Below are 16,805 nucleotides of genomic sequence, written 5' to 3' on the forward strand. Positions count from 1 at the left end.
TTTCTTTATTCCAATGCGTTGCAGTCCACAAATATGCTGATGCCGCGGTTTTGCCGGTCCGACGCAAATTTTTTCAATGTGTAGGACAGGAGCGCGCGGGTGTCCTTATCATTTTTCCCCACCCACAGGATTCGATACCGGTAGCGGTTGTCCACCTTCACCACCGGCGCCGGCGCCGGTCCGAGAACCTCCGGATCGCTGCGGCAAAAGGGCTCCTTCTGCGCCTCAAGCCTCAACTCCTCCCGCAGCCGGACCGCCGCACGGAGGACCGCCGTTTCATCCGTTCCGGAGATGGTGCAGGTAAAGAGGTCCGCGAAAGGCGGATAGCGCCGTATTCTCCGCATACGGATTTCACTTTCAAAAAAGCGGTCGTAGTCCTGCTCCGCCGCGCTGACAATGACCTCATTCCCCGGCGTATAGGTCTGAATGACCGCCCGGCCGCTCTTCTCTCCCCGGCCGGCCCGGCCCACCACCTGGGTCAGCAGGCTGAAGGTCCGCTCCGCCGCGTGGTAGTTGTCCACATAGAGGGAAAGGTCGGCGGCCAGCACGCCCACCAGCGTCACGTTTTCAAAATCAAGGCCCTTGGCCACCATCTGAGTGCCAAGGAGAATTGGTATCTTTTCCCGTTCAAAGCGGGAGAGCAGCGCCTCATGCTCTCCGGAGGCAGTGTCGGCGTCCATACGCAAAAGCTGGATGCCTGGAAAAAGGGTGCGAAGCTCCTCCTCCACCTTCTGGGTCCCCACGCCCACCCGCTTCATAATGCCGCCGCACATGGGGCAGGCCTCGTTGGCTTTTTCCGAGTGGCCGCAGTAGTGGCACATCAGCCGTCCGTTGGCGGAGTGGTAGGTCAGCGCCGTGCTGCACCGGGGGCACTCCGGCACAAAGCCGCATTCCCCACAAAGGAGCATGCGGCTGTTGCCCCGGCGGTTGAGAAAGAGGATGCTCTGCTCGCGGCGCTGAAGGTTCTGCTCAATCTCCCGGCGGAGCAGAGAGCTGATGACTCCGGAGTTTCCCGAGCGCACCTCGTCCTTTAAATCGGCCAGCATTACCCGGGGCAGGCTTTTTTCATTGTACCTGCGGCGCAGGAAGAAGGGATGGTACACGCCCTCCCTGGCCCAGTGGGCGGACTCCACCGACGGGGTGGCCGAACCTAACAGCAGCAGCGCCCCGTCTTGGGCACAGCGGAATTTGGCCACATCCCGGGTGTGGTAGCGGGGCGGATTTTCAGACTGGTAGCTGCTCTCCTGCTCTTCATCCATCACAATGAGGCCCAGGTTCCGCAGCGGCGCAAAGATGGCCGACCGAGTACCAAGCACCACCCGCACCTCTTGGCGCCGGATGCGTTTCCACTGGTCATAGCGCTCACTGAGGCGCAAGCCGCTGTGGAGCATGGCGACTTCCACGCCGAAACAGGAGGAGAACTTATCCATCATCTGAGGGGTCAGGATAATCTCCGGAACAAGGACGATGGCGTTTTTCCCTCTGCGCAGGGCCTCCTGAACCAGGCGAATATAAACTTGGGTTTTTCCGCTTCCGGTGACACCGTGCAGCAGCGCGGCCTCCGCCCGGCCGCTTTCCATCAGGGAAAGAAGGCCGCAGTAGGCCGCTTCCTGCTCCTCATTGAGGACAATGGGCGCGGCTTCTCCGCTTTGCTTTATCTCCGGCACCCGCAGCGTCTCCTCCTGAAAAAAACGCACCACGCCCGCCTTTTCCAGGGCCCGGAGCGTCTGGGAGGAAGCGCCGGTAAAATAGCACAGCTCAGATGCGCAGATGCGGCCCACGGTGCACAGCAGCCGGATTGCCTCATAGCGCACAGGCGCGGCTCGCCGACGGGACTCCGCGATCTCCATAGCCTCCTCGGCGCTGAGCGCAAGCTCCACCATGCGGCGGGTTTTGTCTCCGATCTTCCGTTGAGCGCGGGATTCGCAAAAAATGAGGCCCTTTCCGGCAAGCGTCTTCAGTGCGTTTACACACTCCTCGCCGCAGGCGCTTTTCAGCTCGCTCAGCTCCACTGAGCCGCCCTTTGCAAAGAGCAGCCGCATCACCTCGGCGCAGGCAGGAGCCTCCTGTGCGTCCGCACAGGCGGCGGTGCGGTCGATCCCCGGCGCAAGGCGGCAGACCTCCCTGAACTGATACCATAGGCCGGCGGGCAAAATGGTCTTCAATGCGTCGTACAAGGTACAGAAATACCGCTGGCGCATCCACAGCGCCAGATCGATGTCCTGCCGGTCCAGCACACTCTCCCGGTCCAGCACGCTCAGGATCTGCTTGAGGCCCGGGAGCTTCTCCCCTTCTCCAACGGCCAGAACCACCCCCTCCGAACGGCGGTTGCCCCGCCCGAAGGGGACGCTGACGCGGACGCCCACCGAAACCTCCATCCCCTCCGGGATCAGATAGTCATAGGGCTTGTCGATGGCGTAGGGCGCGGCGGCAACCGCCAATTTTGCAATGTTTGCGGTCTCCATCTCAGCCCTCCGAACGAATCAGTCCTCGTTGATCTGCGTGTCGATCTTATTGGCGTCCATCTTGCCCTCGGCCACCTCGTGAAGCGCCATGGTCACAGGCTTTTCCTTCAGGTGCTCCCCGGTCTGCTCCGCGGCTGCCGCCAGCTGGCGGGCGCGGCGGGCCACCACGTTGACCAGCATGTACCGGTTGGGGATATAGGCGTTCAGCTTGTTCATTGCAGGATAAAGCATCATATCAATCATCTTCCATTCTGCCAGTTGCTGGCTGTTATTTTTCTGCTGTCAGTTTTCCCAAAAAAGAATCGTTTCAGCCGTTGATCATTTCCATCCGCTCTGTTGGACGGCAGTGTTCCGCGACCAAGATCGCCTCCAGCTCCCGGACCGCGCCGTCCACAGTATCATTGATGACAAAATAGTCATACGTATGCGCCATTTGGAATTCCACTTTTGCCCGGACCAGACGCTTCTGAATTTTCTCCGGGCTGTCGGTTCCCCGGCCAGACAGACGCCGCTCCAACTCGTCCCAGGAGGGCGGGGCGATAAAAATCCGCACAGTCTCCGGGCGGAGCGTGTGGACCTGGGTGGCGCCCTGCACCTCGATGTCAAGAATCACATCCCGGCCGCGGGCCATATTGTCGTCCACAAACTGCTTGGGGGTCCCATAGAAATTTCCCACGTACTCCGCATATTCCAGCAGCTCATGCCGGGCGATCATCTCGCGGAACTGGTCCACGCTGATGAAGTGATAGTGGACGCCGTTCTGCTCACCCGGACGCGGATTGCGTGTGGTGGCGGATACCGAAAAAGCCAGATCCGTGTGCTTTGCCAGCAGCGCGTTCAGCACCGTGCTCTTGCCCACCCCGGACGGACCGGAAATGATAAAGGTTCTTCCACTGCGCATTGAATCACCGTTCCTATTCCGCTGCCTTGCGCAGCTATGTCAAATCAATCCTCATCGTTGAGGATGTCCAGCCGCCCGGAAAGCTTCTCCGGCGCTATTGCGGAGAGGATCACGTGGTCGCTGTCCATAATAAAAATCGAGGCGGTTTTCCGCCCATAGGTGGCGTCGATCAGCATGCCCCGCTCCCGGGACTCCTGGATCATCCGCTTGATGGGAGCCGATTCCGGACCCACCACCGCCACCAGGCGCTCTGCGGAAATGAGATTGCCAAAGCCGATATTGATCAGTTTCATGACTTTGTCCCTATTCGATGTTCTGTACCTGTTCGCGGATCTTTTCCACTTCCGCTTTCAGGGAAACCACCACCTGTGCGATGGCGATGTCGTTGCACTTGGAGCCAACGGTGTTGGACTCCCGATTGACCTCCTGGATCAAAAAGTCCATTTTCCTGCCCATGGGCTCATCGGAAAGAAGCATATCCCGCAGCTGGGACACATGGCTGCGCAGCCGGACAGTCTCTTCATCCACCGCGATCTTGTCGGCGTAAATCGCCGCCTCAGTGAGAATGCGCTGTTCGTCGATGTTGGTGTTTTGAAGAACCTCCTGCATCCGGGCGGTCAGCTTCTGCCGGTACTCGGCCACTGTCTGGGGAGAACGCTCCTCCACCCGGGCCGTCAGCGCTTCGATGTTTCCAAGCCGCCCGCCGATATCCGCAGCAAGCTTTTCTCCCTCTGTTGCCCGCATGACGTTGTAGGACTCCAGCGCCTCGTTCAGCACGGCGCATATATCCTCCGTGACAGTCTCCATATCCTCGTCGGCCTTTGTGACGCTCAGCACATCCGGAAACTTTGCCAAAACCGCGCTTGAGAGCTCGCCCTCCAGGTGAAATGCGTCCTGAAGCTCTTTCAAGGCGCGGAAATACCCGGCGGCCAAATCCCGGTTCACGCTGACCACCGCCGTATCCGCGGCGGTCGCGTCCACGGAAATGTAAACGTCCACCTTACCGCGGGAGATGGCCTTTTGCACCCGGGACCGGATCGCATCCTCGGCGAATGTATAAATACGGGGCATTTTCACCGTGCAGTCCAGATATCTGTTGTTGACGGAACGCACTTCCACCGTGATATCCCGCTGATTTCTTGTCTGCCTGGCCCGTCCATAGCCAGTCATGCTTTTGATCAATCTCATTCCCTCCCTTTATATACAGCAGAACCGAATTCCGCCATAGCCGCAGCCATTGCAAAGTAGATACGCACAGCAGAGCCGGCTGCACAGATCGTTGCCCACGCAGCTCTCCGTGGAGAAAGAGCCTCCCTGATGATAAGCGGTCTGCCCTCCGTTTTCCATATAGTTCAGCGCGTTGCGGTACTCCTGATTGCCCGGATCCATCTGGCAGGCCGTCTGAAAATACCGCTTCGCCTCATCCAGCCAACCCCGGCGCAGGCAGATGGTGCCCTTGAGAAAATTCCACTCCCCGTTGTGGTCGTCGATGGCGCCAAGAAGTCCCTCCGCCCGGCTGAAATCGCCTTGGTTGATGGCGATGCGCACCTGTTGGAAAATAGAGGCGCCCTGATAGGCCTGCCCCGCGGTGGAGCCGCCGTAACCGCCATAGCCATATCCGCCGCCGTACCCATAGGAGGAAGAGCCGCCGCCCCGGCCGCTGCGCTCCTTGGTGATCTGCTCATAGGCGCCGTTGATTTCCTTCATCTTCTCCTGGGCCAGATCAGCCAGCGGACTTTCATGGTAGTTGTCCGGATGGTATTTGCGGGCAAGGGCCAGATATGCTTTTTTGATTTCCGCATCTGTGGCGTCACGGGAAACATTCAGTACTTTGTACGGGTCGTTCATGGTGTCTCCTTTTTTCTCTTTTTTCGGAAAGATCCGTCCAGCACCGCGCCGCCCACATAAAAGAGGCTGCGGGTAACCGTACTTTCGATAATCGCCGACCAACATCCGAAGTCCCACAGCGCCGAGGCGGAGGCCATCAGCCGGATGGAGTGGTCCAGGGTTATGGAAAAATCGCGGCGGCTGTCCGCTTCAAGACACCCCTCCGTCAGGCCGTAGCGGTAAATCAGCGGGTTGTAGCTGCCGTCCTGAAAGTCCCGCTTTAAGTCATCTGCCGCGTCAATGAGATAGATCCATCGCCCCAGATGATAGAGCATTTCCCGCAAAACGCGCCTGCGCCCCTCCTCCGGGACCTCCTGCGCCGCACCGGAGAGCAGCACGGCAAAGGCATCCGCCGCCCGGTCCATAGACGGACAACGCTCCCGTTCCAAATTCGAAAGAATCTGAAGCTGTTCCCGGGTGGAACGGTCAAATTCCGGCCGGAGCTTTTTGGCCTTGCGATAGGCCCGGCGCAGCAGAAGAGAGAGCAGCCGGTATTTTAGCCCCTTGAAAAACCCATGGTCCGCCACGCCGTCGCGCAGCTGCCACCAGGTCAGAATCACGCTCTCGTCCGCCGCCAGTTCCAGCGCCGGCGTGCTTTCCATCACAGACCTTCTTTTAAAAGGGCTGGCCAGACACCTGCACGCCTGGCAGGGAGACTCCTGATTCTCCGAGAGCAGCACCGCCAAAAAGGTAAAGTCATAATTGAGAATAAAGCGGGAGAGGATCCCATAGCGCCTGCCAAGCGTATGGCAGAGACCGCAGTATACGGATCGGAACCGCAGCTTCTCCTCCTCCGGCAGCTCGCCCAGCGCCGGCAGCACATAGCCGAACATCAGAAAAGCCGGACGATCTCAAAGGTCAGCTCTCCGCTCTTGCGGACCCGGCGGTCATAGGCCACCGCCGGCAGCACGCCAAGGAAGAAGGACGCGATGGCGACGGCATAGCGCACAGCCTCCGCCCCCAGGGCCTCCGATGCAAAATAGCCAACCAGAAACAGCGCCAGCGGGAGCATATAGACCAAAAGCGCAATGCGCAGCGTCTTTTTGGTGCTGCTTTGCACCACGACCTTATCTCCCACCCCGGCCCCGATCTGGTTCCGTGCCACGGCGCGCACCACCATACCGGAGGCGCCGCAGCCGGCGCATTCCTCACAGTCGTGTCCGCAGGCGGACTTTCTTGGGACGGCGATCTGGGCGTGTGTGCTGTCGATGATTTTTTCGATTGTCGCAACCTGCGTCATGCTGAAACTCCTACTCTGTAGTATCGTCTTCCGGGTTATCCGCCGTCTGGCTGATGGTCACCTGTATCTGGTACGTGCCCAGAACGCCCACGTCCCGGTCCGTGTTCACGTACACGGTAGCGGGCACCGTATAGCTTCCGTCCGCCGAACTGACGTCGGTGAGGTCGCCCACCACCCGGACCTTGTCCGGTGTAATTGTCGCCAGATCCTCGGTGGTGCCTCGCAGCGTGACCGTCATCTCTCCGGTGAGGATAGAGGCGATCCGATCCTCCGGCCCGTTTTCCACACCGATGTTGGTGGTGGTAACGTTGAAATTGGAGATATCCTTAAAGGCAACCACCACCGTGGCGGTGGAGACTCCGCTGAGATTTGCGCAGCCGTCCGGCAGCGTAATGGTATAGTGATACGTGGCGGAGTTGTCCAACTCCGCAAGAGAAATAGAGCCAAGCAGCAAAGAGTCCACGCTCTCAAGGATGGATGGGTTGCCGGAGACGGTGATAGACTCCGGCGTAATGCTGTAGTTCACATTGCTCAGACTGGAGCCGGGCGACTCCTCAAAGCTGACGTTCAGCGGCAGTTCCTTGATGACCTGGATGGGCATGGTCACCTGGATGAAGTCGCTCATGGCATGGATGTCCTCATCCTCCACCAGCTGGTCGTTGTAGTCATAGAGGGCAAAGGGCAGGTTTTTCACCACAGTCTCCGTGGCGTTGTCAATGTCCAGGACCACCTTTGCATAGCTGATGCGCTCGATGTCCGCCTGCTGCCCTCGGATTTCAAGGGTTTCCGGGGCAAAGGACACCTCTCCGGCCAGATATCCCTCAGGAAGATTGCCGGTCCTCTCACAGCGGATTTCCACGGACTTTTTATAGAGCTCCCCGATGTTGACCGTAATGGAGGTGGTGCTGGCGTACTCCACGGTGACCTCGTTGCTGGATATGCCTTCCGGATAGATGACACGGTATCCCAGGGACTGTTTTCCCACCGCGGTGACGCTGGAAAGGTCTACCCGGATTCTGACTTTTTTCGTATCCAGCCTGGCGATCACCGTACGCTCGGCCCGGAGCCGCAGCGTGACCGTCGTGTCGGTGGAGCCGGTCAGAAGCATCAGCCCCCGGTCTGCAAGGATGGTGTTCTCCCCCACAAACTCCACCGGGATGTCATTTGCATAGGTGGTGACTTTGATCCCCTTTGCGCTGTCCACATAGAGCCAGACGCCGAACGCGACCAAAGCGGAAATGACGATCAAAAACGCCTTGCTCTTTTTATTCTCCATCATCGCTGCCACCATCCTTCCTGCGGAACAGGCGAATCTTGCGCTTGTCCGTCTCGGCACTCTCCTGCGGAAGCAACTCGTTCCGCAGGAGGTTTTCCAGCGTCTCCGGCATCAGGTGCCGTTTCAGCATGCCGCCGATGGCCACGGAGATGGAACCCGTCTCCTCAGAGACAATCACCACCACCGCATCGGAGTTCTCGCTCATGCCGATGCCCGCCCTGTGGCGCATGCCCAAATCGCGGCTCAGATTGACGTTTTTGGAAAGCGGCAGCATGCAGCCGGCGCCCAGCACCCGGCCCTGCCGGATGATGACGGCGCCGTCATGCATAGGTGCCTTGACGAAAAAGATATTCTTCAAAAGCTCGTTGGACACGGCCGCATCCAGCACCGTGCCGCTGCGGACCAGGTCATCCAAGAGGATTTCCCGTTCAAACACAATCAATACGCCGGTACGGCTCTTGGACATCTCCGTACAGGCCAGCACAGTCTGACCGATGGCGTGCTCCATAGTGCCCGCTTTCTGCTCCTTGGAAAAAAGGCCAAAGCCGGCGAAGCGGCTGCTGCCCACCTGCTCCAGGATACGCCGGATCTCCGGCTGAAACAGGATGATCAGAGCCAGAATACCAAGCTCCATCATACGGTTTAAAATGAAGTTGATGCCGTTCAGCTTGAAGATGGTAGAGAGCCACAGCGCCATCAAAAATACCAGCAGGCCCTTGAGCAGACTGGCGGCCTTTGTGCTCTTGACCAGCTTCAGGAGCTGGTAGACCAGGTACGCCATAATGGTAATGTCCAGGATATCCGCAATCTTGATCGTCATCAGGAATCTGACGACAACGGCGAGCAAATTTGTGATCATTTCCATGTCGGCATCCTCTCAGGCAATTAGTAACACTTATTATATAAAAAATACTGGCTAATTGCAAGGATTACCAGTCTGAAAATTGTGAACTTTGGTTCATATTTCTACATTTTTTCTACAAATACCACAAAAGAAATCAAATCGTGCGCAAAAGTTGCAGGAATCTGCTGATTTCCTGTCTGGAGTTAAATGCGGAAAAACTTAAGCGGACGGTTCCGCTTTGCAGCGTGCCCGCCGTCTGATGGGCAAGCGGAGCGCAGTGGAAGCCCGCCCGGACTGCTATACCGCTGTTTGCAAGGGCCTCGCCCACCGATTCCACGTCCCGGTTGGCCATCAGGAAAGAGAGAACCCCCACCTGATTGCGCAGATCCGGCTCGGCAAATACACGGATTCCCGGAATCCGGCGCATTGCCACCGCCGCGGCCTGGGTCAGCTCTCTCTCATGCTGGCAGATGACCTCCGGCGACCGGGAGCGCACAAAGCGTACTCCTTCCAGAAGCCCTGCGATCCCTGGCATGTTGTGGGTTCCGGCCTCCAGCCGGTCCGGCAGAAAATCCGGCATCTCCTGCTGCACTGAAAGGCTGCCGGTACCGCCCTCCATAAGAGGGGTCGCACTGTGGTTGCAGAGCAGGACGCCGGTGCCCTGAGGCCCATAGAGCCCCTTGTGTCCCGGCATGGCGATGAAGGCTGCCTGAAGAGACATGAGGTCCAGAGGCAGCACGCCGGCGCTCTGGGACGCATCCACGATCAGGGGGACATTGCGGCTTCGGCAAAGAGCGGCGATTCCCTCCAGCGGAAGGACGCATCCGAAGACGTTAGAGACATGGTTGCAGATCACCGCATCCACATCGGAAGAAATGGCCCGCTCAAAAGCGCTCAGCGCCGCTTTCTGTTGAAAGAGGGGGCTGGCCGCTACCGTGACGCGAACATTTGGAATTGCGCTCAGGGGGCGGGTGACCGCGTTGTGTTCATAGCCGGAGATCACCACATGGCTGCCCGGCTTCACCAGTGTTTTGATCGCAATATTCAGTCCATGGGTGGCATTTGAGGTAAAAATAACCTGCTCCGGCGATTCCGCATGGAACAGCTCCGCAAGCTCGCTGCGGCATTCAAATGCAGTTTCCGCTGCCGTCTGGGCGGCGGGATAGTTTCCCCTTCCCGGGGAACTCATTGTCGCCATGGCCCGGGCCATGGCGTCCCGGACCGCAGCGGGCTTCTGAAATGTGGTGGCTGCGCTGTCAAAATAGATCATAGCCTTACCTCGGCTCTAATTCGTGATATTCTCCCTGCTGGAATAAAAAAACTTGGATCGGATTCAGTCCCGCCTCGTGCAGCGCACGCAGCGCAGGTGCCAGATGCTCTGTGCGCAGGCGCAGGGCATAGCTGCATCCCCGGTCGGTCAGACCCACAGGCGCCCGAAAAATCTGGGCGCGGATGCCGATCCGTTCCAGCACCCTGCTCATTCGCTGGGCATAGGTGATGGAGCGGGCGATGATCAGGTAGTATTCCAAAACTCACTCCCCCTCTCAACTCAGTGTATGCCCAAATGAAAAGAGCGTGCCGGAATCGGCACGCTCTCACTTCTTTTTTTCTACCAGCACAATGGCGTGGGCTGCCATACCGGAGCCATCTCCCGTAAAGCCCAGCCCCTCCTCCGTTGTGGCCTTGACGTTGATCTGATCCAGCTCCACGCCCAAGGCGACCGCGATGTTCTCCGCCATGGCCTGACGGTAGGGGACGATCTTCGGCGCCTGGGCCAGCAGCGTCACATCCGCGTTGACCAAAACGTACCCCGCATCCCGGAGCTTTTGTCCCACCCGGATCAGCAGCAGCAAACTGGAGGCTCCTGCGTACTGCGGGTCTGTGTCTGGAAAATGCGATCCAATATCCCCCAGCCCTGCTGCGCCCAGCAGCGCATCCATCAGAGCGTGGAGCAGCACGTCAGCGTCGGAGTGGCCCAAAAGCCCCTTCTCATAGGGGACAGCCACCCCGCCCAAGATCAGTTTCCGACCCGCTTCCAGCCGGTGAACGTCATATCCCTGCCCAATCCGCAAACCGGTCATCACGATTCCTCCCGCTCCTGTATTATTGCCTCTGCAATGGTCAAATCCACCGGAGTGGTGATCTTGAGGTTCTCCGGATCGCCCTCTGTGAGAAAGACCTGCTTTCCCATGCGCTCCACCGCGGAACAGTCGTCGGTAAGCTCCGCGCCGGACTGGAGGGCCGACTGGAGCGCGGCCCGCAGCAGATCCGCGTCAAAGACCTGGGGCGTCTGCACCGCATAGAGGGTCTCCCGCTGGGGCGTATCCACCACAACGCCCTCTTGCGCCACTTTGATGGTGTCCTTTACCGCCACGGCAGGGGCGGCGGCGGCAGTAGCGGCAGCTTTACGCACCACCTCGGCGATCAGCTCCGGCGTCACCAGCGGCCGGTCTCCGTCCTGAACGGCAATCAGCCCGGCTCGGGAATCCGCCTCTATCGCTGCCAGATAAACGGACTCCTCCCTGCTCTCTCCGCCCCGCACCACTTTGACCGGTTTGGATATCCCAAAAGTCTTGCAGAGGTCGGAAATGGTCAGGATGTCCTCCTCCCGGGCAGCAATGAGGATTTCATCCACAAGCGACACCTGGTCGACGGCCAAAAGGGTCCTGGCCAGCACCGGGATCCCGTCTATGGGCATAAACAGCTTGTTGCCGCCGCCCATTCGAGAAGAGGCGCCGGCAGCGGCAACAATCATGGTGCAGAAGGGGCGCTGGGCGTCCCGGAATTTTTTGAAAAACGATTTCATCACTATGGCTCCTCAGTCGTCATCGCCTGGTTGATTCGGTCCTCTACCTCCTGGTAGCCGCACCCTTCGGTCAACACGATCTCCGAAATCAGAATCTGCTTGGCGCTGTGCAACATCTTCCGTTCGCCGGTAGAGAGCCGGTGGACGCTCTCCCGCTGCATCAGTCCCTTGATCACCCTGGCCACCTCATAGAGGTCGCCGGACTTCAGGCGTTCCATATTCTCCCGATACCGGTGGTTCCAGTTGGAGGGCTCCTTCACTTCCAGGGCGGGAATGGCACGCAAAAGCGCCTCCGCCTCGGCCCGTCCCACAACGGCGCGGATTCCAATGGCGGGGCTGTTGGAGACAGGGATTTTCAGGAGCAGCCCGCCCACAGGCATCTCAAAGACATAGTACTCCCGGCTCGTCCCGTTGATCCGTTCGTGCACAATGTCGCTGATGACACCGGCTCCGTGCATGGGGTGAACCACATAATCCCCTACGCAAAACATATATGCGCTCCTTCCTTGCCCCATTCCCTCCATTTTACACTTCTATCTCACATTATACAGGCAATTTCCGCCCTTTACAATAGAATTCCTCTTTTTTTCCATCAAATAAGGGAAGGCGGTCTTTCCGCCTTCCCTTATTTTGGAGCAATCAGCGCTTGTTGCTTGCACGCCAGATGCGCATGGCTTCGGCCTGGGCAATCAGCTCATCCCGGAAATCCGGGTGCGCGATGCTGATGATGGCTTCTGCCCGCTCCCAGGTGGACAGGCCCTTCAGGCAGACCTTGCCGTACTCCGTCACCAGATAGTGGACATTGGTCCGGGTATCCGTGACAATGGAGCCGATGGAGAGGGTGGGACGGATGCGGGAGACCAGCTTGCCCGTCTTCTTGTCTGTAAAGGTGGAGGAGCAGCAGATGAAGCTCTTGCCGCCCTTGGAGAGGTAGGCACCCAGGACAAAGTCCAGCTGTCCGCCCGCTCCGCTGATGTGCTTGACTCCGGCAGACTCCGCGTTGATCTGGCCGAAGAGGTCCACATCCACCGCGTTGTTGATGGAGATGAAGTTATCCAGCTCGGAGATGGAGCGGATGTCGTTGGTGTAGCTGACCGGCGCGCTCATCAGCTCAGGGTTTTCATGAAGGTAGTCGTAGAGCTTCTGGGTTCCGGCGCCGAAGCCGTAGGTCTGGCGGCCTCTGTCGATGTTCTTCCTGGAGCCGTTGATCTTGCCGGCTTTGGCAATATCCACAAAGGCATCCACATACATCTCCGTATGTACGCCCAGGTCCTTCAGGTCGGACTCCGCGATCATGCTGCCCACTGTGTTGGGCATGCCGCCGATTCCCAGCTGGAGACAGGCACCGTTGGGAATCTCCTCCACGATCAGCTTGGCCACGGCAGCGTCCACCTCCGTGGGGACTCCTCCGCCAGACAGGATGCCCATGGGATCGTTGTTGCCCTCCACGATCATGTCCACGTCGCTGATGTGGACGCACTCCTCCATTCCGCCGCAGCAGCGGGGCATGTTCTGATTGACTTCCACAATCACCACTTTGGAGGTCTCACAGACTGCCTTCATGTGGGAGGCGTTGGGGCCGAAATTAAAGTACCCGTGCTCATCCATCGGCGCAACCTGGAACATGGCCACGTCATCATGGACGATGTGCTCCCGGTAATACCGGGGCAGCTCGGAGTAACGGATGGGGGCGTAGAAAGCGATTCCCTCAGCGATCATCTTGCGCTCAATGCCGCTCATATGCCAGGAGTTCCAGGTAAAGTGCTCCGCCGCGTCGGGCACCTCGGCGATGGCCGGCTTCCACAGGCAGATGCCGCCGCGGACCTTGACGTCTGTCAGCTCCCCGGCGCGCTTTGCCAGCGCCTGGTCCAGCACCCGGGGATGTCCGGTGCACCAGCCGTAGTCCACCCAATCTCCAGATTTGACGACCCGCACCGCCTGATCGGCTGTGGTCAGCTTTTTTGCATATTCTTCCGCATAGCTCATGTGAAACTGCTCCTCCCTGTCTGTTCAATCCCTGATTGGATCAAGGTATTTTCTTCCTTGCCATGATTGATAATATAATAACATAGCCCAATGGGAAATGCAATTCAGAATCGCGCGCATAGAAAAAAGAGGCAGACGAAACTCATCTGCCTCTTTTTGTAACTTGTGTTATTCCGCCTCGTTCTCCTCGTCGTCAGCGGGAACGGACTGGGGCTCCAGCAGGGCGCGGATGGACAGGGAAATCTTCTGCTTCTCCTCATCCACAGCGGTGACCTTGGCATCCACCACCTGGCCCTCGCTCAGCACATCGCCGGGCTTGTCGATGCGGCGGTCGGCGATCTGGGAGATGTGGATCAGGCCGTCCACACCGGGAACCACCTCGGCAAAGGCACCGAAGGTCATCAGCTTGACGATCTTGACGGACGCCACGTCGCCCACCTGATAGGTGTCCATGAACTGCTTCCAGGGATCCAAGGTACGATCCTTGACGCCCAGGGAAATCTTCTTCTTTTCCGCGTCAAAGGAGATGACATAGACCTCCAGGGTGTCGCCGACAGAAACCACCTCCGCAGGGTTCTTGATGCGGCTCCAGCTCAGTTCGGAGATATGGACCATGCCGTCCACGCCGCCGATGTCCACAAAGACGCCGTAAGAGGTCATGGACTTGACGGTGCCGGTATAATGCTTGCCCACCTCGATGGACTCCCACACAGCCGTGGCAGCGGCCTGACGGGCCTCCTGCTGGACGGCGCGGATGGAACCGACCACGCGGCGGCGGGCGCGGTTCACCTCAGTGATGCGCAGCTGCACCTTCTGCTTGAGCAGCGCGGACAGCTCAGCCCCGCGGGGCAGACCGCTCTGGGAAGCGGGAACGAATACGCGGACGCCCTTGACGGAAACCACGATACCGCCCTTGTTCTCCTCGGTGACAACGCCTTCAAGAATCGTCTTCTCCTCCACGGCCTTCTCGATGTTCTCCCACACCTTGACCGTGTCCAGACGCTTTTTGGAGAGCTCGGCATATCCCTCGATGTCATTGACACGCACGATGTACGTCTCGATTTCATCGCCGATATGTACGATGTCCTCGGGCTTGGCATTGGGATCGTCAGACAGTTCGCTCAGCTTGATATAAGCAGCCTGCTTAGCGCCCACGTCCACCTGCACCTCAGTGGGAGTGATGGCCGTGACAATGCCGGTTACCTTCTCTCCTGTATTTAAAGTTTTAAAAGACTGATTCAGCAATTCCTCGAAGGACTCTTCTTTCCCCTCAGCCGCTTTGATTTCTTCACTCATGGTTGCATATACCTCCTTAATGATGCCCGCAGGCGTGGACGCGCCGGCCGTAAGACCCGCAACAGAGCAACCATGGAAAAAATCCGGCGAGAGCTCGTCCGCCTTCTCGACCTGAATGACGGACCGACATCTCTCTTGGCAAATTTCTGTCAGATGCTTGGTGTTGGCACTTTTGCGGTCGCCGACTACCACCATCGCGTCAACCATGGCGGAGATTTCCGCCGCTTCCGACTGACGTCTATGCGTAGCATTGCATATTGTATCAAATATTTTTAAATTTGTACACTGGTTTTTTAAGATTTTCGCGGAAGTTTCAAAAAGTTCACGGATGCACGTGGTTTGAGCAACAACGGTAACCGGTATCCCGCAGGGGCTTTTTTGTCCGGAAATCCACCGTATGACCGCGTCGGAAGTGTCAAAAACCAAAGGCGCGCTGCACCAGCTGGCAATGCCCCGGACCTCAGGATGCTCCGGGTCCCCGATGATAACGGTCTGACGGCCCTCCTGCTCCGCCTGGGCCACCAGATTCTGAATCCGCATCACATTTGGGCAGGTGGCGTTGACGCATCGGACGCCCCGCTGGGCCAGCATGCCCAGAATCTCCTTGGACTCTCCGTGGGAGCGGATCACAGCCACATCGCCGCAGGACAGCTCCTCCGCCCCTTCCGCCCTGCGGACACCCCGGCGTTCCAGCTCCTCCACCACGCTTGCATTGTGGATGATGTCCCCAAGCATCCAACAGCCGCCGCATTCTTCCGCCGTCTGAGCGGCCAGGCGCACCGCGCGCTCCACGCCGTAGCAAAAGCCGGCGGATTCGGCAAGTATCACATTCATTGCGATCTCCCCAAAGCGTAGGACCGGCGCAGCACTTCATCGGCAATGGCCTGGACCTCTTCCGCCGTCCCGTGCCGCCCTGTGTAGGAGGGCTGGTAGGGCTGGCCGATGATGATTCGGCTTCTGCGGAAAATCCGTTTTTTTCCATCCACGAAAACAGGCACCAGGATGGCCCCGGTGCGGATGCCGATCACGGCCACGCCGCCCTTGGCCGGGGCATCACCTTCCCGCTCCACCCGGGTTCCCTCCGGGAAGATCAGCAGATTGTCGCCGCATTTGATGCTCTGTATGGCGGTTTTTACCGCATTCAGATCGGAATTTCCCCGGGCCACGGGAAAGGCTCCCAACTTGGTGATGACCCAGCTGAGCACAGGGATGCGGAACAGCGAGTCCTTTGCCATGATGTGCAGCCGGTAATCGATGGGCAGGGAGACCACCAGCAGCACCGGGTCCCAGTTGCTGGAGTGGTTCGGGCACAGCAGGGCCCCGTGGGGCGGCAGGTTCTCCAGACCCTCCACGGAAACCGGCTGGAAAAAGCGGAAGATGGGGCCAAACACCCGCCAGACAAACCGAAAGAATCCGTTCATCGTCCAATCCGCTCCTCAATCAGCCGGAGCAGCGCATCCCGGCTCTCGTCAAAGGTGAGATAGGTGGTGTCCACGGTAAGCGCGTCCTCCGCCGCCCGCAGCGGAGCCGCCGCACGGTGGGAGTCGTTATAGTCCCGCTCCTCAATTTCCCGCAGCACCTTTTCGTAGGGCTCCGGCGTTCCCCGCTGCTCAAGCTCCAGGCAGCGCCGGCGGGCCCGGGCCTCCGGCGCTGCGGTCAGGAAGATTTTGACGTCCGCATCCGGCAGCACCACGGTGCCGATGTCCCGTCCGTCCATAATCACATTATAGCGCCGGGCCATATCCCGCTGCATCTCCATCAAAAAGGCCCGGACAGCGGGATGAGCCGAAACCGCCGAGGCACAGAGGGAAATCTCCGGCAGGCGGATGTGCTCCGTCACGTCCTCGCCGTTGAGGATCATGTGCTGAAGGCCGTCCGGGCTGTAGGTCATGTCCAGACGGATGTGCGGGAACAGCGCTTTCACGGCTGCTTCCTCCTTCGTGTCCACGCCGCGGCTGCGGGCAAAATACCCCACTGTGCGGTAGATGGCGCCGGTATCCACATATAAAAAGCCCAGCTCCTGGGCCAGGGCCTTTGCCAGAGTGCTTTTTCCGGCGCCGGAGGGTCCGTCGATGGCAATGGCGCGGTTGCGTGTTATTCTCAT

General features: G+C 58.9%; 19 protein-coding genes. All 19 read right to left on the bottom strand.

What is annotated here, in order from left to right:
- Positions 1-5: 5 nt before the first annotated feature.
- The 19 genes from priA to cmk all read right to left on the bottom strand — a co-directional run bounded on the left by priA (position 6) and on the right by cmk (position 16,805).
- Positions 6-2,465, bottom strand: coding sequence for a replication restart helicase PriA (priA, locus tag KQI82_RS10155; RefSeq protein ID WP_216632646.1), 2,460 nt, complete (start codon positions 2,463-2,465; stop codon positions 6-8).
- A gap of 18 nt (positions 2,466-2,483) precedes the next feature.
- Entirely contained in the window at positions 2,484-2,681 is a 198-nt protein-coding gene (gene rpoZ / locus KQI82_RS10160) for a DNA-directed RNA polymerase subunit omega (protein ID WP_241426689.1), read from the bottom strand.
- Positions 2,682-2,772: 91 nt separating this feature from the next.
- On the bottom strand, positions 2,773-3,366 hold the full coding sequence (gene gmk, locus KQI82_RS10165; protein ID WP_216632647.1) for a guanylate kinase: 594 nt from the start codon (positions 3,364-3,366) through the stop codon (positions 2,773-2,775).
- Positions 3,367-3,410: 44 nt separating this feature from the next.
- A complete protein-coding gene (locus KQI82_RS10170; RefSeq protein ID WP_216632648.1) occupies positions 3,411-3,659 on the bottom strand; it encodes a DUF370 domain-containing protein in 249 nt (82 codons plus the stop codon).
- Positions 3,660-3,669: 10 nt separating this feature from the next.
- Positions 3,670-4,548, bottom strand: coding sequence for a YicC/YloC family endoribonuclease (locus tag KQI82_RS10175; RefSeq protein WP_216633688.1), 879 nt, complete (start codon positions 4,546-4,548; stop codon positions 3,670-3,672).
- A gap of 15 nt (positions 4,549-4,563) precedes the next feature.
- Entirely contained in the window at positions 4,564-5,214 is a 651-nt protein-coding gene (locus KQI82_RS10180) for a J domain-containing protein (protein ID WP_216632649.1), read from the bottom strand.
- On the bottom strand, positions 5,211-6,086 hold the full coding sequence (locus KQI82_RS10185; protein ID WP_216632650.1) for a DUF5685 family protein: 876 nt from the start codon (positions 6,084-6,086) through the stop codon (positions 5,211-5,213). Before KQI82_RS10185 ends, KQI82_RS10180 begins: the two co-directional genes overlap by 4 nt.
- Complete coding sequence (locus tag KQI82_RS10190; RefSeq protein WP_216632651.1) at positions 6,086-6,493, bottom strand: SoxR reducing system RseC family protein; 408 nt, start codon at positions 6,491-6,493, stop codon at positions 6,086-6,088. Before KQI82_RS10190 ends, KQI82_RS10185 begins: the two co-directional genes overlap by 1 nt.
- Positions 6,494-6,503: 10 nt before the next feature.
- Positions 6,504-7,772, bottom strand: coding sequence for a CdaR family protein (locus KQI82_RS10195; protein WP_216632652.1), 1,269 nt, complete (start codon positions 7,770-7,772; stop codon positions 6,504-6,506).
- Positions 7,759-8,589: a diadenylate cyclase CdaA gene (gene cdaA / locus KQI82_RS10200; protein WP_241426690.1), complete on the bottom strand. Its 831-nt coding sequence runs from the start codon at positions 8,587-8,589 to the stop codon at positions 7,759-7,761. Before cdaA ends, KQI82_RS10195 begins: the two co-directional genes overlap by 14 nt.
- A gap of 178 nt (positions 8,590-8,767) precedes the next feature.
- The gene (locus KQI82_RS10205; protein WP_216632654.1) at positions 8,768-9,883 is read right to left on the bottom strand and encodes an aminotransferase class V-fold PLP-dependent enzyme; all 1,116 of its coding nucleotides are present in this window, start codon (positions 9,881-9,883) and stop codon (positions 8,768-8,770) included.
- 4 nt (positions 9,884-9,887) lie between these two features.
- Positions 9,888-10,142 carry a putative Se/S carrier protein gene (locus KQI82_RS10210; protein ID WP_216632655.1) on the bottom strand — a complete coding sequence of 85 codons (255 nt, stop codon included), beginning with the start codon at positions 10,140-10,142 and terminating at the stop codon, positions 9,888-9,890.
- A gap of 66 nt (positions 10,143-10,208) precedes the next feature.
- Positions 10,209-10,685: a 2-C-methyl-D-erythritol 2,4-cyclodiphosphate synthase gene (gene ispF / locus KQI82_RS10215; protein WP_277602947.1), complete on the bottom strand. Its 477-nt coding sequence runs from the start codon at positions 10,683-10,685 to the stop codon at positions 10,209-10,211.
- Positions 10,686-10,693: 8 nt separating this feature from the next.
- Entirely contained in the window at positions 10,694-11,419 is a 726-nt protein-coding gene (gene ispD / locus KQI82_RS10220; RefSeq protein ID WP_216632657.1) for a 2-C-methyl-D-erythritol 4-phosphate cytidylyltransferase, read from the bottom strand.
- A gap of 2 nt (positions 11,420-11,421) precedes the next feature.
- Positions 11,422-11,910 carry a CarD family transcriptional regulator gene (locus tag KQI82_RS10225; protein WP_216632658.1) on the bottom strand — a complete coding sequence of 163 codons (489 nt, stop codon included), beginning with the start codon at positions 11,908-11,910 and terminating at the stop codon, positions 11,422-11,424.
- 148 nt (positions 11,911-12,058) lie between these two features.
- Positions 12,059-13,405 (bottom strand): butyryl-CoA:acetate CoA-transferase, encoded by a 1,347-nt coding sequence (locus KQI82_RS10230; protein WP_216632659.1) that lies wholly within the window; start codon positions 13,403-13,405, stop codon positions 12,059-12,061.
- A gap of 168 nt (positions 13,406-13,573) precedes the next feature.
- Positions 13,574-15,535, bottom strand: coding sequence for a bifunctional 4-hydroxy-3-methylbut-2-enyl diphosphate reductase/30S ribosomal protein S1 (locus KQI82_RS10235; RefSeq protein WP_216632660.1), 1,962 nt, complete (start codon positions 15,533-15,535; stop codon positions 13,574-13,576).
- The gene (locus KQI82_RS10240) at positions 15,532-16,122 is read right to left on the bottom strand and encodes a lysophospholipid acyltransferase family protein (RefSeq protein WP_216632661.1); all 591 of its coding nucleotides are present in this window, start codon (positions 16,120-16,122) and stop codon (positions 15,532-15,534) included. The genes KQI82_RS10235 and KQI82_RS10240 overlap by 4 nt, the downstream gene beginning before the upstream one ends.
- Positions 16,119-16,805, bottom strand: coding sequence for a (d)CMP kinase (gene cmk / locus KQI82_RS10245; protein WP_216632662.1), 687 nt, complete (start codon positions 16,803-16,805; stop codon positions 16,119-16,121). Before cmk ends, KQI82_RS10240 begins: the two co-directional genes overlap by 4 nt.

This window comes from Dysosmobacter acutus (assembly GCF_018919205.1).
Classification (GTDB): Bacteria; Bacillota; Clostridia; order Oscillospirales; family Oscillospiraceae; genus Oscillibacter; species Oscillibacter acutus.